General features: G+C 40.3%; 23 protein-coding genes. 12 read left to right on the top strand and 11 right to left on the bottom strand.

All coding sequences use genetic code 11. From position 1 onward, the window contains the following. Window positions 1-138: 138 nt before the first annotated feature. Entirely contained in the window at window positions 139-810 is a 672-nt protein-coding gene (locus tag FTT88_RS12095) for an acetoacetate decarboxylase family protein (RefSeq protein WP_180027167.1), read from the top strand. Between the two features lie 63 nt (window positions 811-873). Here the strand turns inward: FTT88_RS12095 and FTT88_RS12090 are convergent, their stop codons facing one another. Further along, complete coding sequence (locus FTT88_RS12090) at window positions 874-1,944, bottom strand: alpha/beta hydrolase (RefSeq protein ID WP_180027164.1); 1,071 nt, start codon at window positions 1,942-1,944, stop codon at window positions 874-876. A gap of 201 nt (window positions 1,945-2,145) precedes the next feature. Here FTT88_RS12090 and FTT88_RS12085 point away from each other — a divergent pair, with 201 nt between their 5' ends. Then, window positions 2,146-2,703 carry a hypothetical protein gene (locus FTT88_RS12085; RefSeq protein WP_180173951.1) on the top strand — a complete coding sequence of 186 codons (558 nt, stop codon included), beginning with the start codon at window positions 2,146-2,148 and terminating at the stop codon, window positions 2,701-2,703. Between the two features lie 183 nt (window positions 2,704-2,886). On the opposite strand, the gene FTT88_RS12080 is transcribed toward FTT88_RS12085, so the two are convergent. Beyond that, a complete protein-coding gene (locus FTT88_RS12080; protein ID WP_257233061.1) occupies window positions 2,887-3,114 on the bottom strand; it encodes a hypothetical protein in 228 nt (75 codons plus the stop codon). 936 nt (window positions 3,115-4,050) lie between these two features. Between FTT88_RS12080 and grpE the strand changes: the two genes are divergently transcribed. The 4 genes from grpE to FTT88_RS12060 all read left to right on the top strand — a co-directional run bounded on the left by grpE (window position 4,051) and on the right by FTT88_RS12060 (window position 8,310). Further along, complete coding sequence (gene grpE / locus FTT88_RS12075) at window positions 4,051-4,590, top strand: nucleotide exchange factor GrpE (RefSeq protein ID WP_111885723.1); 540 nt, start codon at window positions 4,051-4,053, stop codon at window positions 4,588-4,590. 154 nt (window positions 4,591-4,744) lie between these two features. Beyond that, the gene (gene dnaK, locus FTT88_RS12070) at window positions 4,745-6,685 is read left to right on the top strand and encodes a molecular chaperone DnaK (RefSeq protein WP_078194438.1); all 1,941 of its coding nucleotides are present in this window, start codon (window positions 4,745-4,747) and stop codon (window positions 6,683-6,685) included. Window positions 6,686-6,900: 215 nt separating this feature from the next. Beyond that, window positions 6,901-7,812 (top strand): matrixin family metalloprotease, encoded by a 912-nt coding sequence (locus tag FTT88_RS12065; RefSeq protein WP_180173949.1) that lies wholly within the window; start codon window positions 6,901-6,903, stop codon window positions 7,810-7,812. A gap of 120 nt (window positions 7,813-7,932) precedes the next feature. Beyond that, window positions 7,933-8,310, top strand: a complete 378-nt coding sequence (locus FTT88_RS12060; protein WP_180005534.1) for a hypothetical protein — start codon at window positions 7,933-7,935, stop codon at window positions 8,308-8,310. 68 nt (window positions 8,311-8,378) lie between these two features. On the opposite strand, the gene erpA is transcribed toward FTT88_RS12060, so the two are convergent. The 4 genes from erpA to FTT88_RS12040 form a co-directional block, all read right to left on the bottom strand. Further along, window positions 8,379-8,714 (bottom strand): iron-sulfur cluster insertion protein ErpA, encoded by a 336-nt coding sequence (gene erpA, locus FTT88_RS12055; protein WP_078189499.1) that lies wholly within the window; start codon window positions 8,712-8,714, stop codon window positions 8,379-8,381. Window positions 8,715-8,848: 134 nt separating this feature from the next. After that, the gene (locus FTT88_RS12050) at window positions 8,849-9,856 is read right to left on the bottom strand and encodes a putative solute-binding protein (RefSeq protein ID WP_180173948.1); all 1,008 of its coding nucleotides are present in this window, start codon (window positions 9,854-9,856) and stop codon (window positions 8,849-8,851) included. Window positions 9,857-10,057: 201 nt separating this feature from the next. Next, the gene (locus FTT88_RS12045; RefSeq protein WP_180005536.1) at window positions 10,058-11,068 is read right to left on the bottom strand and encodes a putative solute-binding protein; all 1,011 of its coding nucleotides are present in this window, start codon (window positions 11,066-11,068) and stop codon (window positions 10,058-10,060) included. A 256-nt stretch (window positions 11,069-11,324) separates the two neighbouring features. After that, window positions 11,325-12,329, bottom strand: a complete 1,005-nt coding sequence (locus FTT88_RS12040; RefSeq protein ID WP_180173947.1) for a putative solute-binding protein — start codon at window positions 12,327-12,329, stop codon at window positions 11,325-11,327. A 196-nt stretch (window positions 12,330-12,525) separates the two neighbouring features. Here FTT88_RS12040 and FTT88_RS12035 point away from each other — a divergent pair, with 196 nt between their 5' ends. Beyond that, a complete protein-coding gene (locus FTT88_RS12035) occupies window positions 12,526-14,463 on the top strand; it encodes an ATP-binding cassette domain-containing protein (protein WP_180173946.1) in 1,938 nt (645 codons plus the stop codon). A gap of 531 nt (window positions 14,464-14,994) precedes the next feature. Here the strand turns inward: FTT88_RS12035 and FTT88_RS12030 are convergent. From FTT88_RS12030 to dnaA, 5 genes are all read right to left on the bottom strand, one after another. After that, entirely contained in the window at window positions 14,995-15,372 is a 378-nt protein-coding gene (locus FTT88_RS12030) for a hypothetical protein (RefSeq protein ID WP_180064144.1), read from the bottom strand. A gap of 170 nt (window positions 15,373-15,542) precedes the next feature. After that, on the bottom strand, window positions 15,543-18,011 hold the full coding sequence (gyrB, locus tag FTT88_RS12025; RefSeq protein WP_180173945.1) for a DNA topoisomerase (ATP-hydrolyzing) subunit B: 2,469 nt from the start codon (window positions 18,009-18,011) through the stop codon (window positions 15,543-15,545). Between the two features lie 43 nt (window positions 18,012-18,054). Beyond that, window positions 18,055-19,137 (bottom strand): DNA replication/repair protein RecF, encoded by a 1,083-nt coding sequence (recF, locus tag FTT88_RS12020; protein WP_180173944.1) that lies wholly within the window; start codon window positions 19,135-19,137, stop codon window positions 18,055-18,057. A 23-nt stretch (window positions 19,138-19,160) separates the two neighbouring features. Beyond that, a complete protein-coding gene (dnaN, locus tag FTT88_RS12015) occupies window positions 19,161-20,309 on the bottom strand; it encodes a DNA polymerase III subunit beta (protein WP_078189507.1) in 1,149 nt (382 codons plus the stop codon). A 108-nt stretch (window positions 20,310-20,417) separates the two neighbouring features. Further along, window positions 20,418-21,803, bottom strand: coding sequence for a chromosomal replication initiator protein DnaA (gene dnaA / locus FTT88_RS12010; protein ID WP_180173943.1), 1,386 nt, complete (start codon window positions 21,801-21,803; stop codon window positions 20,418-20,420). A gap of 659 nt (window positions 21,804-22,462) precedes the next feature. Here dnaA and rpmH point away from each other — a divergent pair. The 5 genes from rpmH (at window position 22,463) to mnmE (ending at window position 26,571) form a co-directional block, all read left to right on the top strand. Beyond that, window positions 22,463-22,597 carry a 50S ribosomal protein L34 gene (gene rpmH, locus FTT88_RS12005; RefSeq protein WP_000831329.1) on the top strand — a complete coding sequence of 45 codons (135 nt, stop codon included), beginning with the start codon at window positions 22,463-22,465 and terminating at the stop codon, window positions 22,595-22,597. A 31-nt stretch (window positions 22,598-22,628) separates the two neighbouring features. Then, window positions 22,629-23,021: a ribonuclease P protein component gene (rnpA, locus tag FTT88_RS12000; RefSeq protein ID WP_180173942.1), complete on the top strand. Its 393-nt coding sequence runs from the start codon at window positions 22,629-22,631 to the stop codon at window positions 23,019-23,021. A gap of 9 nt (window positions 23,022-23,030) precedes the next feature. Beyond that, complete coding sequence (gene yidD / locus FTT88_RS11995; RefSeq protein WP_078189510.1) at window positions 23,031-23,351, top strand: membrane protein insertion efficiency factor YidD; 321 nt, start codon at window positions 23,031-23,033, stop codon at window positions 23,349-23,351. Between the two features lie 5 nt (window positions 23,352-23,356). Further along, a complete protein-coding gene (yidC, locus tag FTT88_RS11990; RefSeq protein WP_180005505.1) occupies window positions 23,357-25,123 on the top strand; it encodes a membrane protein insertase YidC in 1,767 nt (588 codons plus the stop codon). 92 nt (window positions 25,124-25,215) lie between these two features. Continuing rightward, window positions 25,216-26,571 carry a tRNA uridine-5-carboxymethylaminomethyl(34) synthesis GTPase MnmE gene (gene mnmE, locus FTT88_RS11985; RefSeq protein WP_180009134.1) on the top strand — a complete coding sequence of 452 codons (1,356 nt, stop codon included), beginning with the start codon at window positions 25,216-25,218 and terminating at the stop codon, window positions 26,569-26,571. The last annotated feature ends 53 nt before the right edge of the window (window positions 26,572-26,624 follow it).

Below are 26,624 nucleotides of genomic sequence, written 5' to 3'. Positions count from 1 at the left end.
TGGAGCGACAATTGATGTAATTCGAGAATACATCCAAAACCAAGAGAGACCCGACTGAAAAGGCGTGCTATCCATCTCCATCTAAATCACAGATTATAGATGGAGAATTCCGCACATTTAGTTAAAACGAGAACAATGATGACGCAAATAATACCGTCGGACACTGCATTGACACATTTACCGCCTTGGCAACTGCGTGGCGATGCTTTTATTTTGAATTATTGGATCTCTCCGAGTTTTATCCAACAAGCGCAGATGTTCCGTTTAGCGACATCGCCTTTAGGTCGTGTGGTTCAGGTGTTATTGGTCCGATACCATGATTCACCTGTGGGCCCTTATGACGAATTGCTAATTTTAGATCACCCTTTATGGAGTAAGAAAAGGTTAAGTTCGATTCCTAAGATTTATGTTTCGACAGATATCTCTGTCATTCATGGTCAAAAACTCTGGGGTATTCCTAAAGAGTTGGCAAAGTTTGAATGGCAACAACATGACAATGAAGTGGTCTGTACTATAGAAGTTGAACAACACAAAATGCAGATCCGTTTAAAAAAATCACGTTCACAGCGTTCTTTCTATATTAATAGTCATCATATCCCTGCAGCGATGTTGCAAATCAGACAAGCGTGGGAAGGTAAGCGTTATCAATTTTCACCGAAGTTTCGTGGACGGCTCTCTAAACTGAAACAGGTAGAATGGCACAACACACAGGACATTTTTCCAAATTTTTCTGAAGCACGATTATTGCAAAGCTTTTATATCCCAGAATTTAGCCTCGTTTTTCCTGCTGCAAAAATCCAAGATAAATAACCCAATAAATAAAAACCCAGTGTTTCACGTGAAACACTGGGTTTACTTTATATAAAGGAATGATTAGCTACGTTTATCCCAAAATTTACGGAACTTCGTACTGATCTCGATCACGTATTTTTTAGCTCGGTGCGAAACCGGGGTTAAGTTAATAAAGCCATGGGTTTGATCGGTATATTCTTGATAAAACACTTTCACCCCTTGCTGACGGAGTTTATGCGAATAAATTTCACCTTCGTCATGTAAAACGTCATGCCCTGCTGTCACGATATACGCGGGTGCGATACCTGCCAATTTTCCATAGGTTGGTGAAATTAATGGATCATCTAAGGCCACTGCATGTTGTTCTGCATATAAAGCCGTTACGACATCAATATCTTTTTCAGTCAGAACTAGACCATCTTTATAAGCATAGAAAGATGGGTGGCGACTCTTGAAATCCACTACTGGGTAAATTAATAGTTGAGCTTGCGGGGCAAAAACTTTTTGAGCACTGCGCTGTGCAACCGCAGTAGCAATATTGCCGCCTGCACTATCCCCTGCCACCGCAATTCGATTTTTTAGAATTTTAAACTGACGACTATTTTGATAAGTCCAAGCCAATGCATCTTCACAACTTTGCATTAATTGAGCTGGGCTGGCTTCTGGTGTTAAAGGATAATCAATACTTAAAACTTGTGTTTTGGCATGCACAGCCAATAAACGACAAACTTCATCATGCGTGTCTAAACCACCCACCACAAAACCACCACCATGATAAAACACGATCATCGGTAATTTTTTATTTGGAGCAGGATGATAATGACGCGCAAACAGCGTTGCACTTTGTAAAGGTAGACGTATATCTTGCACTTGTTTCACAAAGGTCGGCTTGGTCTTGATCGACTCCATCTGTAAATCAAATAATTTACGAGACTTCACATAGTCTTCGGTCACAAAGCCTGACTTACCTTGCTTGAGTTGAGCCGCCATCATGCATTTCACCAGCGGATCTAATTCTGGAAAAATAAACGGATAATCGAGACGTTTTGCGAGGCTTTCTTTGGCAAAGTTAGGAAGACGATCAAGTAACCGAGCAGCCGTACCTTGGCCTTTATCTTTCATATTTTTAAGTGATTCATTCAATGCAAACATGCTCTATCCTTCGAATTATGCTCTTCATACTTTCTACATGATCTAGGTCAAATGTGACCATATTCACATATAAGTCTCAACATCGACATACATAGTACAGACCTAGTTAAGCTAATCTTCTTTTATAGAGTTGTCATTGACAATTTACCCAAGTTTTATGGGTTGATTATGCTAACCCATTCTCGATAAAGGATACTCACCATGGCTAAAAAGATCATCCTTCTGTCTTTTGCGACTGCTTTTTTGGCTGTAGGCTGCGTAGCATTCCCTGAAGATGGTTACTACGATGGACGTTATGACCGCCGTTATGATAATAATGATCGACGCTATGACAATCGTTATGATCGCCGTTATGACAGTCGTTATGAACAAGACCGCCGTACATGGGAACGTCAGCAACAACAACGTAATCGTTTAGAGCTCGAACGTAGAAAGCAGCAACTTGACCAGCGTAACTGGGAACAGAATCGTAAAAATCAACAAGAGTGGGATCGTCGTAAAAACGAACTCGAACGTCAACGTCTAGAACAACAGCGTAAATACTCTGAAGCTGAACGTCGTAAACGTGCTGAACAAGATCGTCAAAAAGTCAGCAAAGAGCGTCAGCGTTTAGAAGAACAACGCCGTAAAGCCAGTCAAGATCGTAGAAAACAAACTGAGCAAGAGCGCAAAAAGAATATTCAAGATTTAAGAAAGGTATCAGATCAACAACGTAAAGCGGCTGAAGAACGTCGTCGCGCATGGGAAAATCGCCGTTAATTGATGTTTTTGCAGATTAGTTAAAAGTAAAAAGCTCATCTACATGATGGGCTTTTTTTTTGCTCGCTAAAAATAGAAAAGGTAATAAAAAAGCAATAGAAATGAAAATAGACAGAAGAGGCATCCTATCTTCTGTCTATTCTTGACAGCCTGTTGTTACAGGTCAGAAATCATTAAACAATCTTATTGCTGAACTGTAGGTTGTGGTGCAGGTGCAGATTGAACTTCAGCACCTTGCGCTGATGGATCTGCTTGAACCACAGCACCCGATTGTTCTGTCGTAACAGATGCTTCAGTTGCAGATGTTACTTGTGCAGTTTCTGGAGATTCTACAGTTTCTTGAGAAGTACAACCTACCGCAGCTAAACCAAAACCTAAAACTGCGACAGTGAATAAACCAATTTTTTTCATCTTCATTATTTCCTTCATTGAATCATTAAAAGCAAAGCTCAACTTTGCCCGAGTCATAATGGAAAATAATTCTGTGAAGTTCCCACCTTCTAAGTTGTACTTTGTACGAGGCACGGTACAGCTTATGAAATGTTTTATTAATCAGGCAATTTTCTTTTATTTTTAGACTTTACATCATTTATTTAACTCAAGTCCTTTGTTTTTTATTAATAAAATAAATATAAATCGTTTTGAATAAGACCTAATTTCAGATTTTTAATACAACAAAGTCCAACAAAACTTGCAGCTCAGTTACTTAAGTGGCTGTTTTTATAAATTTCATGCAAAAAAAAGCCTGCTTATGAGAGAAGCAGGCCATGAAAAACACATTTGAAATAAATTAAGAAACTACAGCGATAGAATCTGAAACAAAGAATACTGTGCTGATCATTTTTTGTGAAATATTTAATAAAACTGATACTAAGAGTTTTTATGTATAAATATTAACCAGCATTTTTGAGGCAAAAAAAATGCTGATTCTTGGGAAATCAGCATGGAAAAGTGTTTCTAAAATCTAGAGGTAGTCACCATATCCCTCTCTCCAGTGGATATGGTCACTTCCGATAGATAAATTATGCAAATTTTCAGGTACAAAGAGAAACCGTTAAAATTTATGATAAAAATCTATAAATCCGATCAAAACATGATTATACATTCAAATCAATAATTTATATTTTTACAGAATATAATTTTGCAGTCGATATTTGGCTGAAAAACCGTTTTTTTGAATAAAAAACTGCATTTAATCGCTGACTTCGCTTGAATTTTTATCCCCCGCCCCGATTTCTTCTATTAATCATGAATTCAAAACGCATGGCAGTTGCGCATCGATGTCGTTTGAACGCACAGCTATAAGGACTGAACATGTTTAAGAACCCATTTAAACGGAGTAAATCAATGGCGACTGAGCAAAACCAAGACGCTCAAGATCTTCAACAAGAGCAAGCAGAACAGCAAACTCAAGCTGAAAACGAGCAAGCTGAAGTTTCAGTTGAAGATTTACAAGCACAAATCACCAATTTAGAAGAAAGCTTAAAACTTGAAAAAGCACGTACTGCAAATGCCGTATATGAAGCGCAAAAAAGTGTAGAGCGTATTCAACGCGAATCTGAAAAACATAAAGATACTGTGCTGGAAAAATTTGCAAAACAATTGCTTGAGTCAGTTGATAACCTTGAACGCGCGATTGCTGCGGCAGGTGATGAAAAATCAGGTTTATCTGAAGGTGTAGAACTTACACTGAAATCATTGCTCAGCACTTTAGAAAAATTTGGTGTGGTTGCTGTGGATACTGCAAATGGTTTCAATGCAGATCTTCACCAAGCTGTGGGCATCGATCCAAATGCCAAATCGAATGAAATCGGGACAGTATTGCAAAAAGGCTATAGCTTAAACGGTCGTCTATTACGTCCAGCTATGGTTATGGTTGGTGCATAAACCCAAATTTTCTGAGACGAATTAAAAATTTTAACCAATATTACTTGAAAATTTTTGATTGGCTCTCATATCGGATAACAAGTAAATCCCTTTTTATTTCCCTTTGAGAAAGGGAAGAGTTTGGGAATAAAAGAATTTTAGAGGAAACATCCAAATGGCGAAAATCATTGGTATTGACTTAGGTACTACAAACTCTTGCGTAGCAGTACTTGAAGGCGACAAAGTAAAAGTAATCGACAACGCTGAAGGCGCTCGTACAACTCCATCTATTATTGCGTATAAAGATGGCGAGATCCTTGTCGGTCAATCTGCTAAACGTCAAGCAGTGACTAACCCTAAAAACACTTTATTTGCAATCAAACGTTTGATCGGTCGTAAGTACCAAGACCAAGCTGTGCAAAAAGATATCGGTCTTGTACCTTACAAAATCATCAAAGCTGACAATGGCGATGCTTGGGTTGATGTAAACGACAAGAAACTTGCACCACAACAAATCTCTGCTGAAATCTTGAAAAAGATGAAAAAAACAGCTGAAGACTACCTTGGTGAAACAGTAACTGAAGCGGTAATTACTGTTCCTGCGTACTTTAACGATGCTCAACGTCAAGCGACTAAAGATGCAGGTAAAATTGCTGGTTTAGATGTTAAACGTATCATCAACGAACCAACGGCTGCTGCACTTGCGTTCGGTATGGACAAAAAAGAAGGTGACCGTAAAGTTGCGGTTTACGACTTAGGTGGTGGTACTTTCGACGTATCAATCATTGAAATCGCTGACCTTGATGGCGACCAACAAATCGAAGTATTGTCTACAAACGGTGATACATTCCTTGGTGGTGAAGACTTCGATAATGCATTAATTGAATACTTGGTTGAAGAGTTCAAGAAAGAACAAAGCGTAAACTTGAAACAAGATCCGCTTGCACTTCAACGTTTAAAAGAAGCTGCTGAAAAAGCAAAAATCGAGCTTTCTTCTTCGAATGCAACAGAAATCAACCTTCCATACATCACAGCAGATGCGACTGGTCCTAAACACTTAGTGATCAACGTGACTCGCTCTAAACTTGAAGGTTTAGTTGCTGAATTGGTTGCTCGTACGATTGAGCCATGTAAGATTGCACTTAAAGATGCAGGTCTTTCAACCTCTGACATCTCTGACGTAATCTTGGTGGGTGGTCAGTCTCGTATGCCACTTGTACAACAAAAAGTACAAGAGTTCTTCGGCCGTGAGCCACGTAAAGACGTGAACCCAGATGAAGCTGTAGCGATGGGTGCTGCGATTCAAGGTGCAGTACTTTCAGGTGATAAAACTGACGTACTTCTTCTTGACGTAACTCCGCTTACACTTGGTATTGAAACAATGGGTGGCGTGTTAACAGCGATCATTGAGAAAAACACGACGATTCCTGCGAAGAAATCTCAAGTGTTCTCAACTGCTGCAGACAACCAACCAGCTGTAGACATTTCAGTTTACCAAGGTGAACGTAAAATGGCTCAACAAAACAAATTGTTGGGTAACTTCCAATTGGGCGATATTCCACCTGCTCCACGTGGTGTACCACAAATTGAAGTATCATTTGACATCAACGCTGATGGTATCTTGAAAGTATCTGCAAAAGATAAGAGCACAGGTAAAGAGCAATCAATTCAAATTAAAGCTAACTCTGGTTTGAGCGATGCTGAAATTGAAGCGATGATCAAAGATGCTGAAGCGAATGCTGAAGAAGATCGTAAATTTGAAGAATTAGCGAAAGCACGTAACGAAGCTGATGCACTTGTTTCTTCTGCTCAAAAAGCAGTAAAAGATCTTGGCGAACAGGTAACTGCTGATGAGAAATCTGCAATCGATGCTGCTGTAGCTGAGCTCGAAGCAGCAACTAAAGAAAACGATGTAGATGCAATCAAAGCGAAAACTGAAGCACTTCAAAACATCATTATGCCGATCACTCAACGTGCTTATGAAGCTGCACAAGGTCAAGGCGGTGCTGAAGGTTTTGATCCTAACGCTTTCCAAGGCGCTGAAGGTCAAGCTCAAAAAGCAGATGACGGCGTTGTAGATGCTGAGTTCACTGAAGTGAAAGATGACAAAAAATAATTTGTCGCTTTAACTGAGTCTTTCAAAGCTCAAAAAGACCGCGCGAAAGCGCGGTTTTTTTTGTGGATGATTTTATCTGCATCAGGCAATATTCAAATAACACGCAAACGTTCAAACAGCCACATTCTTCTCGACTCACTATCAATCTAAACTTAGATTTGCATAGCGCTAAATTTCAGTTAAATTAATGCAAAATAATCAAGTTTTGCGACGCTATGCGTTTGATTTTAATTATTGTTGTCATCGTTTTGAGTACTTGGTGGATCTATCAAACCAAGCAGCATCCTCAACTGAAATTTAATTCAATTTCAGATCGACTTTTACACCCTCTCGATACCCGACTGCGTTATCGGGTTGCTGATGTAGATCCGCGTTTTGGATTAAGCCAGCAACAAGTCATTCAACTTAGCCAAGAAGCCGCAGAGATATGGCATAAAGGGACACTCAAACCGTTATTTATCTATGACCCAAATGCACAACTGGCGATCCATCTAATTTATGATGATCGCCAAGAACAATACAATGCCTATAAGCAAGTCCAAAAGACCTTAGCCGCAGATAAAGCCCGTAATGATTTATATGCCGAGAACTTAGCAAATTCGAGAAAAGGTCTGGAGATGAATGAGCAACAGCTCCGATCAAAACAAGCCATGATTCGTGCGGAAATCGCACAGCTGTCGCAAGAACGTATGAATTGGAGTCGAATAGAGCATGCACAAGGCCCCAATATGCAACGCGTTGAAAGAGAACTTGAGCAAGTTAAAGCACAAGCGATGCAATTAGACCAAGAAATAGATCGATTTAATCAGCAAAATGATCAATTTAACCAACAAGTCTTAAGCTATAACCAGCAAATCGATCAATATAATGCAGGCGTGATACAAGCCAGTCAGCGCTTTCCTGCTCGAGAGTTTCATAAAGGTGTCTTTATGGGCGATCAGATTCAGATTTATCAATTTGATGCCGAAGATGATTTACGCCTTACCCTTGCCCACGAACTCGGACATGCTCTCGGCTTATCTCACCATAATGACCCTACTGCATTAATGTACCCAATCTTGGGCGCGCAACAATTAGAAAACTTTAAACTGATGCCAGCAGACCAAAGCTTACTGTATTATCGCTAGTGTGCCCTGATCATAAAAAACCATACAATTTATAAGGATATTGCAGGATTCACCAACAAAAATCAGCATTTCATGTTATTGTTGATATGCAATAATTTCCTTATATCAATGACATCTTCCGTGGAGAGCAATGTGAGTTACTACCATATCTTAATTGAAGTGAATGACCACATCAGCACGATTGAACAAACCCGTGATATTGAACTTTTTGATATTACCGAAATTCAACCTTATCTCCATGCAGTACTTTTACCATTTTTTAATGAGCAACTCATCGAACTCGAAGACGAAAATCTTGAGTTTAAAGATGTCTTGCATTTACAAGTCAAACAAACCCTATTGCCGATCCGTGACCTCATCGAAGAAGAACAACGCCTGCTTCCGAGTGATACCGATATCACCATTACGGCTTATGAAATTTTTAATAATTATCAATTGAGTCAAGACGTGACCACAGTGATTTTAGATCTGTTAGAAGCGCTAAAATTTGAAGCCTAATATCGATTTTAAACATTATAAAAGCCCTCAAAATGAGGGCTTTTTTATGGCTCAATTCATCATCGTGATTAGATCGAGAATGAAGATCCACATCCACACGTGGTTGTCGCATTCGGGTTTTGTACCACAAAACGAGAACCTTCAAGACCTTCAATATAATCGACTGTTGAACCAACTAAATATTGATAACTAAGTGAATCAACCAACATTTTCACGTCTTCATTGATAAATTCAGCATCATCTTCGTTTTGGCTTTCTGCAAAATTAAATCCATATGAGAAACCTGAACAACCACCACCAGTCACATATACACGTAACATGAGGTCTTGATTACCTTCACTGTCACGCAATTGGCGTACTTTATTGGCAGCATTGTCAGTCAGCACAAGTGCTTGAGCATTCATGATGGATTCCTCTGAGTCATTGGGGTGTCTTTAAAAAGAAAAGACCATATTTCAAGTATAACATACTCAATATATGGTCAGTCTTCACAGTTTAAAGTTAAATCAGAGTATTTTTCTCAAGATTCATTTAAAACTTATTTATAGTTTTCTTCCTGTAATGCGCATTCGAAGTTTTTCGGGTCTTGTTTACAGCGGAATTGCCATAATAATTTCATCATTCGCTTGTCGTAGATACCACGTTTAGTCAAATCAATACGCGCTTCACGCATCATTTTTTGATAACCAGCTTTGTCTGCAGTGGGAACATCCATCCAATATTTAGCTGGAATTTCTGACTTCATTTTGCCTAAAATCGTGAATGCACGAGGTAATTGTGTTTTGACCCAATCACGTGATTTTTGCCCATAACCTGCTGGGAATTTATCTGGGCGAATAATGATATTTCCCGTGACTTGTAAAATTGGATAATTGACGATTGCGCCTTTGCTGCCTAAACCTTTGTGTAATTCTAATGGTTTGAACACAGCTGCAGGAGCACCAATAATATCCACCTGACCATTGTTAAATTTAGCGCCAAAATTGGTTACATCGGCACTGACCGCTTGAGCCCCGACCTGCTGCACCATAATTTTCTGCGCTTCATCATAATCAAGCACCGCAATTTTTTTACCTGCTGCTTTAGCGACAGTATTGATACTACGATCATTCACCAACAGGTAGGCATCACCAACAGGTATCACACCTGCCACTTCATATTTACTATTGACCATGCTTTTAGCAAACGTTGGACTCGCAAGGCCTTGCATAATTTTTACGGCCAATTTTAAATCTGGAATTGCACCAATGGCATCTAAAGAACCGGTAAAATTGTTGAATTGGCGGCCACGCATACCGGTGACGCTGATCCCATCACATTTCCCCGCTTTAAAGTCTTCCGCAATCACCGCTTCATTTTGACCGACGCGGAGCTCAATGTCTGCGCCCCAGTTTTTTGCCGCCAATTGGTAATCTCTCATCAGGGTAAAAACATCACCATTTTTACCAACCAAATCAAATACACACACCACTTGCTTTGCTTGAGCTACGCCATTCACCGCCATTAACGCAGCAGCAATACTCAATGCCTTTGTCCATTGTTTCATACTGACTTTCCTTGTTTTTTACTGTTTTTGTTTTAACCATTTTTTGATTTTTGGGTCATGCGGAGTATGACTAAATATACTCACAGCCCTCGATTTCAATTTAGATTACCTGAATATTTTGCTGACTCAATGGCGAAAATGACCTATGCATTTGCGAAAAAAAGCCCGGATAAATCCAGGCTTTTTTCTTTAAATATCAGTTTATTCGCCGCTAAGTGAACATTCAAAATTGGCTTTATCGACAGAACAACGTGCCTTTTTCAATACTGACATCATGCCCGCATCATAAATGCCACGTTTCGTCATATCCATACGACCTTCACGCAATAATTTTTGATATTTGGTTTTATCTTCTGCACTTAAGTTAAGTTTATATTTCGCAGGAATACCCGCCTCTAAACGGTTAATCATCGCAATACTCTTCGGTAAATGTTTCACAAACCAATCACGAGATTTTTGACCAAAGCCTGCTGGGAACTGATCAGGACGAATAATAAAGTCCGCGGTCACTTGTAAAACTGGGAAGTTAAACATCGCACCATTGGTACCTAAACCCTTATAAATCTCTAATGGTTTGTAGGCATACGCAGGCGCACCCACCATATCGACCTGACCATTATTAAACTTCGCCACAAAGTTAGATACATCTGAAACCACAGCTTGAGCGCCGACACGTTGCACCATAATTTTTTGTGCTTCGTCATAGCCTAATACTGCAAACTTTTTACCTGCTGCTTTTTCAATTGAGTCAATTTTTTTGTCTTTGACAAAGATGAATGCTGAACCCAGTGGAGCAATACCCGCCACTTCGTATTTCTTACCACCTAGGTTGCTGACCATTTTTGCAGCATTACGTTGGTCTAATGCAAAGGTAATCGCACGTTGCGCAATTGCATTGCTCGGTGCGCCACCAAGCGCATCAATCGAACCTGCAAATTTATTGTATTGACGAGCACGCATTGCCGTCATAAATACGCCATCACATTTACCCGCTTTAAAATCATTGTCGGCTACTGCTTCATCTTGACGCGGAATTAAGTTAATTTCAGCACCCCAGCCTTTTGCTGCAAGCGCCCATTCCTGAGCCATTTGGTATGACTCACCTGACTTACCCAGTAAGTCAAATACACAGATATCTACTTTTGCTGCCTGAGCTGAACCAGCAAAGCCAATTGCAGCAAATGTAGCCAATGATAGGAGCGTTTTTTTCATTCTATTTTCCTTTCAAATCTTTTTATGGTTCAGAGGTGTCCTTACACAACGCCGATATTAAGCAAGTTAATTTAAAAAAAATAGAGCATTTACTCCATTTATTTATGTCATTTTGGCACATTCTGTTTTTTTGTGATTAATATCACTTTTTTATTTAAGGCAAAATTATAAATATAATCATCATGTTGTATGCAAAAAAGGCTTTTTGCATTTACAGCCTTTTTATGAAACTTTACAAAGAAATACAGAAAAAAGCTTATTCACCCGCCACTGAACACTCAAAATTGGTTCGCTCAATCGTACAACGTGCTTTTTTCAGTACCGTCATCATGGTGGAGTCGTAGATTCCTTGTTTGGTTAAATCCATCCGTCCTTCACGCAAAATTTTCTGATATTTCAACTGATCATCTTTGCTGAGATTCATCTTATATTTGGCAGGAATTTCAGCTTCCATGCGTTTTACCATGGCAAAACTTTTCGGTAATTGTTTAACGAACCATTGCCGAGAGGGTTCAGCAAAACAATCTGGGAATTTATTGTTACGAATAATCAGGTCTGCCGTGACATTCACCACAGGAAAATTAACCATCGCCCCAGTAGTGCCTAAGCCTTTTGAAATTTCGAGTGGCTTAAAGGCATAAGCCGGCGCAGCCACAATTTCAACTTCGGCCTGATTAAATTTGCGAATAAAATTGGAAATTTCCGACATGACTGGCACAGCGCCGACACGGTCGACCATCTCTTTTTGCGCATAGTCATAATGCAAAATGGCAAATTTTTTACCTTCAGCTTTTTCTAAATTATTGATATTGCGATCACGGACAAAAATATAGGCTGAACCAATTTGCCCAATCCCTGCCACTTCATAACTATCTTTACCTGAATTGGTAATCAGTCGCTTACTGTTCCGCTTATCTAAGACATAGGTAATGGCTTTTTGTGCGATGGTATTGTTCGGTACACCGCCAATGGCATCAATCGAACCAGCAAATTTGTTATACGCACGTGCCCGCATCGAGGTCATATAAAATGCGTCACATTTCCCTTCTTTAAAATCTTTATCGACTTTGGATTCATCTTGATATGAAATCAGTTGAACTTGTGCTCCCCATGCCTTACTGGCCAGAGACCACTCTTCCATTAGCTTATAAGATTCCCCCGCTTTTCCAAGTAAATCGAACACACAAACCTTCTGATTGGCATAGCTTTGTGCAGACATCACACCTGAAAGAAGCGATAAAATTAAAATTCCTTTTCTCATTTCTTATATTTCCAATATGTTTTATTAATCCATTTAAAACAACAACTTGAAATATTTTTTTAATACTAAAGCCCGTTCAATATACCTAAATACGTGGAATCTGTCACATTTTTTCAGATGGTTGCGATGCTTTGTTTTTTCTTTTGCAAAGCCATCCATTAGAATAGCCCCACATTCTTCTTGTTTAGTTAGTTCCATGATTCAGTTAGACCAACTTTCCATTCGTCGCGGTGGGCGTGTTTTATTTCAAAAAGCATCTATGCAATTGCATCCAGGCTGGAAAATCGGCTTAACTGGTGTAAATGGTGCGGGTAAATCGACTCTTTTTTCTGCGCTTTTAGGTGGAATGGAATCTGATGGTGGTTCATTAACACGTCCTGCAGTATGGACCGTCGCGCATATGGCGCAAGAAATCAAAGCGTTGGATATGAAAGCGATTGATTTCGTTCTATCAGGCGATGAAGAATATTGGGATATACAACATAAACTTGAACATCCAGAACAATTAGACAATGAAGCGCTGGCACACTTATATGGCCGATTTGATGAAATCCATGGCTATACAGCTCCATCAAAAGCCTCACAACTGATGGCCGGCCTGGGTTTCTTTGAACATCAGTCCCAACTCAATGTTTCAAGCTTTTCTGGTGGTTGGCGTATGCGTTTAAACCTTGCGCGTACCCTGATGAGCCGTTCTGACCTATTATTACTCGATGAACCAACCAACCACTTAGACTTAGATGCGATTTTGTGGTTAGAAGATTGGTTAAAAGCTTATGAAGGCACACTGATCTTGATTTCACATGACCGTGATTTCTTAGATGCGGTGACTGATCATATTTTACATATCGAAAATCAAGAGCTGACGCTTTACACCGGCAACTATTCAACCTTTGAACGCACCCGTTCTGAGCGCTTGGCACAACAACAACAAGTCTATGAAAAACAACTTGAAACCCGTGCACATCTCCAAAAATTTATTGACCGTTTTAAAGCTAAAGCGACTAAAGCTAAGCAGGCGCAAAGTCGTATTAAACAATTAGAACGCATGCAGGAACTTTCTGCCGCGCATGTCGATACGCCATTTACCTTTAGTTTCCGTGAGCCAACCAAAATGAGCTCACCACTGTTACAAATGGAACATGTCGACATTGGCTATGGTGACAAACTGATTGCCACCAATGTGAATTTACAGATTACCCCAAACAGTCGTATTGGTTTACTGGGAATGAATGGTGCTGGTAAATCAACCTTAATTAAATCCTTGGTTGGTGATCTTCCCTTATTACAAGGGACACGCAAAGCCTCGGAACTGTTGAATATTGGCTATTTTGCACAGCATCAAATGGATGCTCTAGATGGCAATGCCAGCCCAATGTTGCAATTATCTCGAATCGCTGACAAAAAAATCAGTGAAGCGGCATTACGTTCATTCTTAGGTAGCTTTGGTTTTAGTGGCGAACGCATGGATACGCCAAGTGAAGGATTTTCAGGCGGTGAACGAGCACGATTGGCTTTGGCTTTGATTGTTTGGCAGCGCCCCAATGTTTTAATTCTAGATGAACCGACCAACCATTTAGACCTTGATATGCGTCATGCGCTAACTATGGCATTACAAGACTTTGAAGGCGCTGTGGTTTTGGTTTCGCATGAACGTCAATTGATTGCCAGTGTTTGTGACGAATTATTATTGGTACATCATGGGAAATGTCGCGAATTTGATGGTGACCTCGTGGCTTATGCCGATTGGCTGCGTCAAGCACGGATCGACATGATGAAAAATAGTCAACAAGCCCCGACTCCCATCAAATCTCAAGTTGAAACTAAACCGACGATTTCCAAAGTCGATAAAGAAGCGCAACGTAAAGAAGCTGCACGTCAGCGTGAATTGACCCGCCCGATTCGTAAAAACATTGAAAAAAATGAAGCGCAAATCAGCAAAATTCAGCCACGCTTAAACGAAATCGAGGAATTATTAGCAGACAGTGCTTTATATGAAGCCAGTCGTAAAGATGACTTACTCAAACTGATGAATGAGCAAACAGAATTAAAAGCCAAACTTGAATCTGTCGAAGAGCAAATGCTTGAATTAATGATGGAATTAGAAGAAATGGAAAGTAGTTTTGAGGCTTAATTTAAAAAGCAAAACCCTAGATTTGCATTATTAAGAAAACCTAACTTAAGCTCAAAAAATCAATCGCCGTGAAATTTAAATGTTCCACGGCGATTTTTTATTTATACTTCACAATAATAATCACACTATAAATCTAAAAAATATTTAAAAAATCGAATGTTCATATCCAACTGGTTATTGCATCGTTAAGGCATTTCTATTCGGAAAGAATCTAAAAATTCAGCGATCGCTTTTACCCTAACTTTGTAAATGAATTCAAAAAATATACTTCACATCAAACTCATTGCCATAGTTATCCATAAAAGCCATTTTTAAATTCAAATCTTGGTTTTAAATTCATTTTTATTTTTTAAATTCAAAATATCGAACCACCTTTTTTGTGGATAAATATTTTTAAATGATATTATCCACAATTATAAATGACTTTGATGTTGAACACTATTAAATGTGAAAATTCACAAAACTTACCCACATTTATAAGATGGATGCATTTTATCTCCACTGACTACATCAATTTAAACTTTTTATTGTTTAAGATAAGGCAGAAGGATGGACTTTTTTTGCCTTTAAAAAGCGTAATTCTTGTATTTTCCAGGTTTGATCAAAATGCCAGATTTCCTGTATTTGCTGCTGTGTTTCAGCTAAACCAATTAAAATTTTGCACTCAGTTTGGTCACGATTAAACTCATATTCTTCAAATTCTACGTCTGGTTTTTGTGGTTTCCAAACCCCATTTTTCACTGCATGTGCAATACGTTCATAGCGGATATAATTACTTTCGACACGCCCGTCTTGCTCATAAACCACCTTAAAGTGCTCATCTTCGTATTCGGCAAGAACGGTATAATTTCCGGTAAAAAATGCATTTACCCAGATGTCACGAATGTGTTCAAGTTGATTGTCCATCATATATAGACCTCTTATTTTTAGCTGCTAAGTTCAATTTGATTTGAGCTTAGCATCAGAATAAGTCAATTTTATAAAACACAAATTGGTGATTTAATATTCAATTTTATTTAAGATAGCACAAAAAAAAGCACTCCAAAGAGTGCTTTTTTGAATGATTCTGTAATCAGAATTTAGGCATCAATATCCGCATTTAACGCATTTTCTTCAATGAAAGCACGACGTGGTTCCACATCATCACCCATCAAACAAGAGAACATACGATCAGCTTCAATCGCATCCTGTACCGTTACTTGCAGCATGTTACGGTTCTCAGGATCCATTGTGGTTTCCCAAAGCTGTTCAGCATTCATCTCACCCAAACCTTTATAGCGCTGAATCATCATGCCACGGCGTGAGTCTTGTAGGATGTTTTGCCAAACCTGATGGAAGCTATTTACTGGAATTTTGCGCTCACCTTTTTGTAGGTAAGCACCTTCTTCCAATAAGGTGAACCAACTCTTCGAATTTTTGAGTAAACGTGCATATTCACCTGAACCCAATAGACCTGAATCTAACAAGTATTGGTGCGGTAAGTTATGAACATAGATGGTAATACGCGGGAAATAGGTCGCTGACTTATTGCCTTCGGTATCTTCATGCTCAAAAGTTTCTAAGCTTAATTCAGGACGTAAGCTAGGTTGAGTTTTCTCAATATTGGCACGTAGTTGCTCACCCCAAGTCTGTACATAGTCTTGGTTATTTGCGTGATCTAACTTAAAGCCTTCTACTGCCAATAAACCATCCAACACACTTGCAGGATAACGTACAGTCAGACGATGCAAGCTCTTTTGAGAGGTTTGATAATCCGCAATCACACCCGCTAAAGCCTCACCACGAATGGCTGGTGCTTCTGCACTGATGTGTAATTCAAGCTCATCAATTGCATTTGAAATCAGGTAAGTCTCAAGCGCATCATTATCTTTGATGTACTGTTCTTGCTTGCCTTTTTTCAGCTTATACAACGGTGGCTGTGCAATATAAATATATCCACGTTCCACAAGTTCTGGCATTTGACGGAAGAAGAAGGTCAACAGTAGCGTACGAATGTGCGAACCATCGACGTCAGCATCGGTCATGATGATGATTTTGTGATAACGTAGTTTGTCTGGGTTATATTCCTCACGGCCAATACCACAACCTAAAGCAGTAATCAGTGTTCCCACTTCTTGTGAAGAAATCATCTTGTCAAAACGTGCACGTTCCACGTTGAGGATTTTACCTTTCAGCGGCAAAATCGCTTGCATCTTACGGTTACGGCCCTGTTTTGCAGAACCGCCCGCAGAGTCACCTTCGACTAAGTAAAGTTCAGACAATGCAGGATCTTTTTCCTGACAATCGGCCAATTTACCTGGCAGGCCTGCAATATCAAGCGCACTCTTACGACGAGTCATTTCACGTGCTTTACGCGCTGCATCACGCGCACGTGCTGCATCAATAATTTTGCCTGCAATCGATTTAGCAGCTTGTGGATTCTCTAAAAGATATTCAGAGAACGATTTATTCATGGCTTGTTCAACCGCAGTTTTCACTTCGCTCGACACCAATTTTTCTTTGGTTTGCGAAGAGAATTTTGGATCAGGCACTTTCACCGAAACAATCGCAGTTAAACCTTCACGTGCATCATCACCAGAAACCGCCACTTTCTCTTTTTTGAGTAAGTTTTCGTTTTCCATGTAGCTGTTTAAGCCACGGGTTAATGCAGCACGGAAACCCGCTAAATGCGTGCCACCATCTTTTTGTGGAATGTTGTTGGTAAAGCAACGAACATTTTCCTGATAAGAATCATTCCACTGCAATGCAACTTCTACACCAATGCCATTATCCGCTTGTGTGGTGAAATGGAAGATCTCGTTCAGATGGGTTTTGCCTTGGTTGATATATTTCACAAACTCAGACAAACCACCTTCATAGTCATAAATGTGCTCTAAATTGATACGTTCATCACGTAGAACAATCCGTACACCTGCATTCAGGAACGATAATTCACGTAAACGACGTGCCAAAATATCGACATTAAAAATCGTTTGACTAAAGGTTTCAGCACTTGGCCAGAAACGTACACGTGTACCTGTACGATCTGTCTCACCTACCACTTTTAGTGGATACACGGCATCACCGTGTTTATATTCTTGCTGGTGAATTTGACCCGCACGATGAATGGTTAATTCGAGCTTGCTTGAAAGCGCATTCACCACGGATACACCTACACCGTGTAGACCGCCTGAAACTTTATAGCTGTTATCGTCAAATTTACCGCCCGCATGCAGAATCGTCAAAATCACTTCTGCTGCAGAAACACCTTCTTCTGGGTGAATGTCGGTAGGAATACCACGGCCATTATCCGATACGCTTACAGATTCATCTTCATGAATGGTTACATTGATCTCGTCACAATGACCTGCCAACGCTTCATCAATTGAGTTATCGACAACTTCAAACACCATGTGGTGTAGGCCAGTACCATCGTCAGTATCACCAATATACATGCCCGGACGCTTACGTACAGCGTCTAGACCACGTAATACTTTGATGCTAGAGGAATCATAAGCTTTTTCTATGGTTTGTTCTGTTTGAGAAGCAGCTTGATCTTCTGAACTCATGGTTTCTCCCTAGTGAAAAATAGGTCTATCCAAAGGTGGTATTTCATTGCACAACAGCCTGCACCGTACCATTTTCAACTTTGAATAATTGATAAGAAATAGATAAATCATGTAAGTGTTTTTGCACTGAATCATGGTCTAAAGTGGTAATAAAAACTTGACTACCAAGATGGCTTAAACGCTCAATTAAACGCTGTTGTGCGGTTAAATCTAATTCTGCTGTCAGATCATCTAATAATACCACAGTTTCCTTATTACAAGCATGTAGCATTGCAATCTGTGACAGTTTTAACGCCATGATCAATAACTTTTTTTGCCCACGAGAGAGCACAACATCTGCATCCCCCATAGCGGTTTTTAACCTTAAATCTGCACGGTGCGGACCATACTCGGTATAGCCACGTTCGCAGTCTTTAAAGTGCTGATTGGTCAGATCATTCAGCAGTCCTGTTTCAGCATGAAAGCCTGCACTATATTCCAATGTCACTGTTAAATGAGGCAATAAGGCTTTAAGATCTTGTTGGAAATATCGAGTCCACTGTTCCACCACATTACTGCGCAGACTATGTAATATCTCACCATAATCGCTGAGCATTTTGTTCCACGGTTCTAAGTCAGAAAGACTCAAATGACGTCGTGATTTCAGCAAACTATTCCGCTGTTTTAATGCCCGTGCATAATATTGCCATGCATGGTAAAACTCCGGTTCCACGTGGAACATCAACCAATCTAAAAGTTGACGTCGTGGCTTCGCACCATGATCAATAATATCGGTACTTTGTGGATCGATGAGTTGTAGCGGTAAAATCTTGGCCAACTGCCCTTGTGTCCCCACAAGGTCGCCATTAACTTTAATCACTTGCTCACCCGACTGCATTTTTTGCATACCAATGCGGTCTGTTGCAGACTGCGCAAAGACGACAGCGTCAGGGCTATTATTTTGAATATAGTTTTTCGGAATATGGGTTCGAAAAGAACGTCCAGTTGCCAGCAAATGTACTGCTTCTAATACAGAAGTTTTACCTGAACCATTTTGCCCATAAAAGACATTAAACGGCTGCAACCCAGAGAGTGCAACCGTCTTTAAATTTCGAACACGTTCTACATGTAAACGCGTGATATGCATAATAATTGAGACGTCAGTCCGAATTAAACACGCATTGGCATCACAACATAGGTTTGATCTTGTTGTTGTGGATCTTGTACCAATACAGACTGGTTGGCTTCTGTCATGGTCATTGCAACATCATCACCATCCAATACATTCAGAACTTCCAATAAGTATTGTGCATTGAATGACATTTCCATCGGTGCATCAGCATATTGAATCGCGAGATCTTCGATAGCTTCATCCTGCTCAGGGTTATTGGCACGCAGTTGTAAAGTATCCGCATCAAACTTCAAGAATACGCCGCGCAATTTTTCATTACTTAAAATCGCTACACGTTGCAGTGATTGTTTAAATACATCATGTGCAATGCGCACGTTTTTATCGCCACCACGTGGAATCACACGGCGGTAGTCTGGGAATTTACCATCGATCAATTTTGTGGTGAAACGTACGGTTATATCACCCTGCTCTTTATCACGGCTGGCAATGGTAATCGTTACATTTAATAATTCACGACCAATCAACAACGATAATTGCTCGTCTTCAACACTCAATAGACGCTGCAATTCACCTACGGCTTTACGTGGAACAATCGCTTGCATTGCTTGTGTCGCATTCGAGCTTGCAGCTGTTTCACACATTGCTAAACGATGACCATCGGTCGTTACTGCACGCAATTGATTTTCATCAATTTCAAGCAAAGTACCTGTCAAATAGAAACGCACATCTTGAACCGCCATGGCAAAAGATGTTTTCTCAAATAAACGCTTTAACTCACGCTGAGTCACACCGACTTGAGTGCCTTGAGTATTTTCAGTGGTTAATAATGGATAGTCTTCTGCAGGCAAAGTACCCAATACAAAACGACTGTTTCCAGATTTTAAAATACAACGTTGATCTTCAGTAATTTGCAAATCAATCAATGCCGCTGACGGTAATGATTTACAGATATCCATCAATTTACGTGCAGGAACAGTCGTCACCCCTGCTTGTAAACATGCACCTTCAGTAAGTGGTGTGCTTGCAACCAGTTCCACTTCAAGATCTGAACCAGTAATGGTCAAAGCTTGCTCTGTTACTTGTACTTTTACATTGGATAAAATATTTAAGGTATGGCGACGCTCAACCGCTCCTACGACATGTGATAGAACATTCAGTAAGCTTTCTTTCGCGATTTTTAAACGCACGATACATTCCTCTAAAAACTGAAGACAGACAAAATAAATTAATTTTTTAGCAGTGTACTATGCGGCAGAACATACCGCATTGCAAGAACAGAATTTGAACGAAAAGACTTAACTTTGCAGCAGACGTTGCAAGTTTTTATAGTCCTCATTGAAGATTGGATCTTCTTCACGCAGGCTTTGTACTTTTTCACAGGCATGCATCACAGTACTGTGGTCACGATTACCAAAAGCCATACCAATTTCAGGGAAACTATCCCCTGTTAGCTCACGTGCTAGCCCCATAGCCAACTGACGTGGACGTGCATAAATACGTGTACGTTTTGGGCCAACCAATTCTTTCAGCGGAATACGAAAATATTCACTCACCACACGCTGAATATTTTCAGTACTAATGGTACGTGCACGAATCGCCAACACATCTTTTAATGATTCACGCACCACATCAAGGTCGATAGCGGTACCTTTAAAACGAGAAATGGCTACAACTTTATTCAGCGCACCTTCTAGTTCACGAACATTGGCAACCACTTGTTGAGCAATAAACAGCGCACAATTACGTGGAAGTTCCACGCCATTGCTTTCCGCTTTTTTCAGTAAAATTTCAATACGGGTTTCAATATCTGGTGGTTCAACACCCACCGATAAGCCCCACGAAAAACGTGAAACTAAACGTGGATCTAGCTCAGTCAGTTCTTTTGGATAACGATCTGAGGTTAAAATGATTTGCTTAGATTCATCTAATAACGCGTTGAAGGTATAGAAAAACTCAACCAAGCTGGCCTCTTTACCCGCCAACAAATGAATATCATCCACCAATAACAAATCTAGCGAACGACAATTTTTCTTAAATTCTTCAACCTTACCTTGCTGTAACGAGCTCACAAAGTCTTGTACAAAACTTTCAGCCGTCATGTACATCACACGTGCATTCGGCTTCGCTTGTAATAATGCATTACCTACAGCTTGCATCAAATGGGTTTTACCTAAACCAGTCGGTCCATACAAAAATAAGGGGTTATGCTGTGAAGCACCGGGCTGCGTCAAGACTTTACGACAGGTTTCTGCCGCCATCTGATTGGAACGGCCTTCAACAAACAAGGAAAAGGTAAATAATGGGTTAAGCTGACGCTTACGGTTATTTTTTGAAGACGTCTCTTCTTTTTCTTTTTTAGGACGAGTCGGTGCCGACACTTGTGGCGTTGACTCTAATGCTGCGGTGGTTGTTGCTGGTTGCTCAGCTGCAGATAAAATTGCACCAGGCCGTGAATCAACCAAAATCTCGACTTTACGTACCCGACCTTCAGACAACTGTTCCGCTAAAATAGAGATCAGTTCTAAATGGTGCTCTTGAATATAGCGTGTCCAATACGGATTCGGTGCATAGAGTTTTAAAGTATCACCTGCATCTTCTGCCACTAGTGGGCGTATCCACATTGTATAGACATTTCCTGAAAGCTCTTGTCGCAAGCGAGTTAAGCAGTCTGTCCAAAGCATGTGAAACCCCTATTTCAGTCCATTGTACGAAAAAAATAATTCAACCCCGCCTAAGCGGGCAGCCATTCTAACCATCTTATCCACATCTGTCATGAACAAATCAGTCGAAATCGATCAAAAAAACGCAAATTGAGTTTAAATTTAAATTTAAATCACGTGTGGATAAGTTTATCCTCAAGCTGTGGATAAATTGTAGCACAAAGTTATCCACAAACTATCAAAATTATAAAAACATCGTTATCCACAATTTAATTATTTGTTTTTTAAATCTAAAAATGCGTTTTCCACAGAAAATATCAACACTAATAGTAATAAATTTAAATTTTAAAATTTGAATTTATTTATAAGATCGACCCATTCTGGGGATAACTTGATGGTTGGTTTAAATTCAAATTTAAATTCATAAAAACCAATTCACAAATTTGGGATTGTGGATAAATCTGTGAGTAAACTTGAAGATAACTTAAATAATTAACATATACAATGATTTAGTTTGTGAGTATTTTAATTTAAACCTTTATAACTGATTTCTAATCCTTATATTATCTTGATATATCACAGCCTAGATTTTGAAAGAAAGCGTGTTTTTCATTGACAGCTCAAGCAATGAGCACTAAAATCGCGAACCTTTACTGAAAGATCATTTTTGGAGTTTCGATATGAAACGTACTTTCCAACCTTCTGAGTTGAAACGTAAACGCGTTCATGGTTTCCGTGCTCGCATGGCTACTAAAGCTGGCCGTCAAGTATTAGCGCGTCGTCGTGCGAAAGGTCGTCACAGCTTAACTGTTTAATTTCAGTTAAGACTGTCAAGACTTGGGTGTTATGACAACACTTTACGGCTTTAGCACAGATGTGCGAATACACTGTGCTGCCGATTATAAAACTGTGTTCGATGGTGCGCTTTTTAAAGTGCATCAACCCCATTTCTTATTTCTAGCAAAAATCTCCGAACAGCCGAATAGCCGTTTGGGTATTGTTGTTGCTAAGAAAAAAGTGCGCCGCGCACATGAAAGAAATCGAGTAAAGCGACTTGCACGCGAAAGTTTTCGCCTGCATCAACAGCAGTCTAATGTATTAGATATTGTCGTTATGCCAAAAATGGGCATAGAGGCGGTACCGAATGCAGAGTTGCATCAGCAATTACAATTTGCTTGGCAAAAATTGCAGCGCCTTGCAAATAAGCATAAAAAAATAGCTACCTCCCCACAAGCGTAGAGATGACCAATGGTTCGTTTACTGCATTGGCTCATTCGTTTCTATCAGATTGCGATTAGTCCTTTATTGGGACCACGCTGTCGTTATATTCCAACATGTTCTCAATATTCTTTGGAAGCAGTCCATCAACATGGTGCTGTACGTGGAGTGTGTCTAGCTGTTCAGCGTATTTGCCGTTGTCATCCTTGGGGCGGTTCAGGCTATGATCCTGTTCCATCAAAAGCAATTCGTTTTATTTCATTTCAGCAAATAGATTCTCAAACGCTTCACGTTGCTGTACCCTTTCGTGAACGTTTATTGAACCAAAATCACTCTAACCACTTGGGGTAATACCTATGCAACAATGGGCCAGGATTGCAATTCTAGGGGCCATGTTTGTTGTCGCATATTTGCTCATTTTGGCTTGGCAGAAAGATTATGGAAATGCGGAACAAAAACCTCAGCAAAATGCTGCGGTGGTAACGCATGAAGTATCTGCCGATTTACCAAATGGCCAGACAGCTACGGCTGCTACTGATGTGCCGCAAGCAAATAATGCTGCTACACAACAAACAACAGATGCCACTGCACCTGTTAGTCAACAGTTAATTTCAGTACAAACTGACCTTTACCATCTTTGGATTAATCCAAAGGGTGGCGATATTGTTCGTATTGAATTACTCAATCATGACAAAAATAAAGACAGCGATGAACCGTTTGTAATGCTTGAAAGCGATGCAAAACGGACTTATGTTGCTCAGTCTGGCTTAATTGGTCTTAATGGCCCTGACAGCAATCCGAAAGGACGTCCGACCTATGAGATTGAAAAATCTTCATATACGTTAAATGACGCAAAAGCTGTGAAGGGTAAAGATGGCCAAACAGCAAAAGTTTTGTCAGTACCAATGGTTTATAAAACAGCAGATGGTGTAGAGGTTATTAAAACCTTTAACTTCACTGAAGGTGAATACCCTGTTGTTGTGAATCATAAAATCGTGAACCGCAGTGCTCAGAACTGGCAAGGTCAGATGTTTGGTCAGCTTAAACGCGACAACTCTGAAGATCCAGGTAAATCTGATCAAGGTATTTTCACTTTAGGTACATTCCTTGGTGGTGCATGGGGTACGCCTGAAGAACATTACAACAAACTTAAATTTGCCAACTTCAATGAAGAAAAATTGAATGTTGAAGCAACTGGCGGTTGGGTTGCAATGGTTCAGCATTACTTCGTGAGTGCGTGGATTCCTGGACAGATCAAATTAACGCAAGCCAATGGTCAGCCTTATGCTGCGAAACTTGAGTCACGTAAATCTACTGATGATATGAACATTATTCAGTTCACTTCACCTGCAATCAATGTTCCTGCAGGAACTGTGGCAGAAGTAGATGCAACGTTCTATTCAGGTCCAAAAATCCAATCTGAATTAAAAGAATTGGCGGTTGGTTTAAACCAAACTGTAGACTACGGTTGGTTGTGGCCTATTGCGAAATTATTGTTTGTCGGTCTTGAGTTTTTCCACGGTTTAGTGGGTAACTGGGGTTGGTCAATTATTCTATTGACGATTCTGGTGAAACTGATCTTATGGCCATTGTCGTCGAAGAGCTACCGCTCTATGGCGAAAATGCGTGTGATTGCACCTGAAATGCAACGCATGAAAGAAGAGTTCGGTGAAGACCGTATGCGCTTCTCGCAAGAAATGATGGCATTGTATAAACGTGAACAAGTGAATCCACTGTCGGGTTGCTTGCCGTTATTGCTCCAAATGCCGATCTTCCTTGCTTTGTACTGGGTATTGATGGAGTCTGTTGAACTACGTCATGCGCCGTGGTTAGGTTGGATTCAAGATTTATCTGCGATGGATCCATGGTTTATTTTGCCGCTATTAATGGGCTTGACCATGTTCATTCAGCAAAGTTTGAACCCACAACCGGCTGATCCAATGCAGGCGAAAGTCTTCAAAATCATGCCAGTGATCTTTACGGTATTTATGTTGTTCTTCCCTGCGGGCCTTGTGCTTTACTGGATCTGTAACAACAGTATTACTATTCTTCAACAAGGTTTGATTAACAAATCAGTTGAAAAAGACCGTTTAAAACGTGAAGCGGCTGACTCAGCAAACTAAGCATTGCTGATGGGCTGAATAAATCCGCTTAAGATGGTAATCTTAGGCGGATTTTTCTTTATCTGTCGTTTGAAAATTTTTAGGTGAATTTTATGTTAAACCGAACCACCATCGCAGCAATTGCCACACCGCCGGGTCGTGGTGGTGTCGGCGTGATTCGCCTGTCTGGTCCCAAATCTTATGCCATTGCAGAAGCATTAACGCAGCAATCCCTACCTCAAGCTCGTTTTGCTGGTTTCCGTAAGTTTTATGATGCATCGAATGAAATCATGGATGAAGGTTTGGTGATTTGCTTTCCAAATCCGCACTCTTTTACGGGCGAGGATGTGGTGGAGCTTCAAGGTCATGGCGGCCCCGTTATTCAAAATGCATTATTGGCACGGTTACTTGAATTGGGTGCTATTGCTGCAAAAGCGGGCGAATTTTCAATGCGCGCCTTTGAAAATGGCAAAATGGACTTGGTGCAAGCCGAGGCGATTGCCGACCTGATTGATGCCACCTCACAAGCAGCGGCACGTTCTGCGGTACGTTCATTACAAGGTGCCTTTTCGAGCAAGGTTAATACGGTGCTAGAAAAACTTATCCATTTGCGTTTGCATGTGGAAGCAGCGATTGATTTTCCTGAAGAAGAAATCGACTTTTTGGCGGATGGTAAGATTTTGGGCTTATTGGATGAAGTGGCAAGCTCGGTCCATGCTGTACAGCAGTCTGCTCGTCAAGGTCAGTTACTACGTGAGGGTTTACAAGTGGTGATTGCCGGTAAACCTAATGCAGGTAAGTCATCTCTACTCAATGCTTTGGCGGGTGTGGAACGTGCGATTGTGACGGATATTGCAGGTACGACACGTGATGTTTTACATGAAAAAATAAGCCTCAATGGTTTGCCGATTACTTTGACCGATACCGCTGGTTTACGTGAAACCGGTGATATCGTCGAAAAAGAAGGGATTCGCCGCGCAATTAAAGAAATTGAGCAAGCTGACTTGTTACTTTTGGTCTATGACTTAAGTCAGGGCGAAGATCCACTGCAATTGGCTCAAGCGTACTTCGCGGATCATATTGAACCGAAGCGTTTGATGCTGATTGGTAATAAATGCGATTTGACGGGATCTACCGCAGAAATTACCGATTTAAACGGTTTTCGACATATTCGTGTTTCGGCTAAACAAGAAACCGGCGTTCAAGCGCTTATTGATGCGATTACAGCGCATGCAGGCTTTCAACCAGAGGAAGATACCTTTATTGCTCGAACACGTCATTTAGATGCAATGAAGCGCACTCAGCGCTATCTTGCAGAAGCACGTGAGCAGTTGGTGGTTTATCATGCGGGTGAGTTGGTAGCCGAGTCTCTACGTTTGGCGCAAAATGCCTTAGGTGAAATTACGGGTGATTTCAGTGCAGATGATTTACTCGGGAAGATTTTTGGATCGTTCTGTATCGGAAAGTAATAAAACGATTGAGCTCCTCATTTCACCTATGGATAGATCCATCCAAAGCACGA

The sequence above is a fragment of the Acinetobacter sp. YH01024 genome (assembly GCF_013420195.1).
Lineage (GTDB): Bacteria > Pseudomonadota > Gammaproteobacteria > Pseudomonadales > Moraxellaceae > Acinetobacter > Acinetobacter amyesii.
This window is presented reverse-complemented; position numbering and strand designations above follow the sequence as displayed.

Bases quoted from the DNA above. Each gene is read 5' to 3' on its own strand.
- FTT88_RS12095 (WP_180027167.1), top strand. From the start codon at position 139: ATGACGCAAATAATACCGTCGGACACTGCATTGACACATTTACCGCCT.
- FTT88_RS12090 (WP_180027164.1), bottom strand. From the start codon at position 1,944: ATGTTTGCATTGAATGAATCACTTAAAAATATGAAAGATAAAGGCCAA.
- FTT88_RS12085 (WP_180173951.1), top strand. From the start codon at position 2,146: ATGGCTAAAAAGATCATCCTTCTGTCTTTTGCGACTGCTTTTTTGGCT.
- FTT88_RS12080 (WP_257233061.1), bottom strand. From the start codon at position 3,114: ATGAAAAAAATTGGTTTATTCACTGTCGCAGTTTTAGGTTTTGGTTTA.
- grpE (WP_111885723.1), top strand. From the start codon at position 4,051: ATGGCGACTGAGCAAAACCAAGACGCTCAAGATCTTCAACAAGAGCAA.
- dnaK (WP_078194438.1), top strand. From the start codon at position 4,745: ATGGCGAAAATCATTGGTATTGACTTAGGTACTACAAACTCTTGCGTA.
- FTT88_RS12065 (WP_180173949.1), top strand. From the start codon at position 6,901: ATGCGTTTGATTTTAATTATTGTTGTCATCGTTTTGAGTACTTGGTGG.
- erpA (WP_078189499.1), bottom strand. From the start codon at position 8,714: ATGAATGCTCAAGCACTTGTGCTGACTGACAATGCTGCCAATAAAGTA.
- FTT88_RS12050 (WP_180173948.1), bottom strand. From the start codon at position 9,856: ATGAAACAATGGACAAAGGCATTGAGTATTGCTGCTGCGTTAATGGCG.
- FTT88_RS12045 (WP_180005536.1), bottom strand. From the start codon at position 11,068: ATGAAAAAAACGCTCCTATCATTGGCTACATTTGCTGCAATTGGCTTT.
- FTT88_RS12040 (WP_180173947.1), bottom strand. From the start codon at position 12,329: ATGAGAAAAGGAATTTTAATTTTATCGCTTCTTTCAGGTGTGATGTCT.
- FTT88_RS12035 (WP_180173946.1), top strand. From the start codon at position 12,526: ATGATTCAGTTAGACCAACTTTCCATTCGTCGCGGTGGGCGTGTTTTA.
- FTT88_RS12030 (WP_180064144.1), bottom strand. From the start codon at position 15,372: ATGATGGACAATCAACTTGAACACATTCGTGACATCTGGGTAAATGCA.
- gyrB (WP_180173945.1), bottom strand. From the start codon at position 18,011: ATGAGTTCAGAAGATCAAGCTGCTTCTCAAACAGAACAAACCATAGAA.
- recF (WP_180173944.1), bottom strand. From the start codon at position 19,137: ATGCATATCACGCGTTTACATGTAGAACGTGTTCGAAATTTAAAGACG.
- dnaA (WP_180173943.1), bottom strand. From the start codon at position 21,803: ATGCTTTGGACAGACTGCTTAACTCGCTTGCGACAAGAGCTTTCAGGA.
- rpmH (WP_000831329.1), top strand. From the start codon at position 22,463: ATGAAACGTACTTTCCAACCTTCTGAGTTGAAACGTAAACGCGTTCAT.
- rnpA (WP_180173942.1), top strand. From the start codon at position 22,629: ATGACAACACTTTACGGCTTTAGCACAGATGTGCGAATACACTGTGCT.
- yidD (WP_078189510.1), top strand. From the start codon at position 23,031: ATGGTTCGTTTACTGCATTGGCTCATTCGTTTCTATCAGATTGCGATT.
- yidC (WP_180005505.1), top strand. From the start codon at position 23,357: ATGCAACAATGGGCCAGGATTGCAATTCTAGGGGCCATGTTTGTTGTC.
- mnmE (WP_180009134.1), top strand. From the start codon at position 25,216: ATGTTAAACCGAACCACCATCGCAGCAATTGCCACACCGCCGGGTCGT.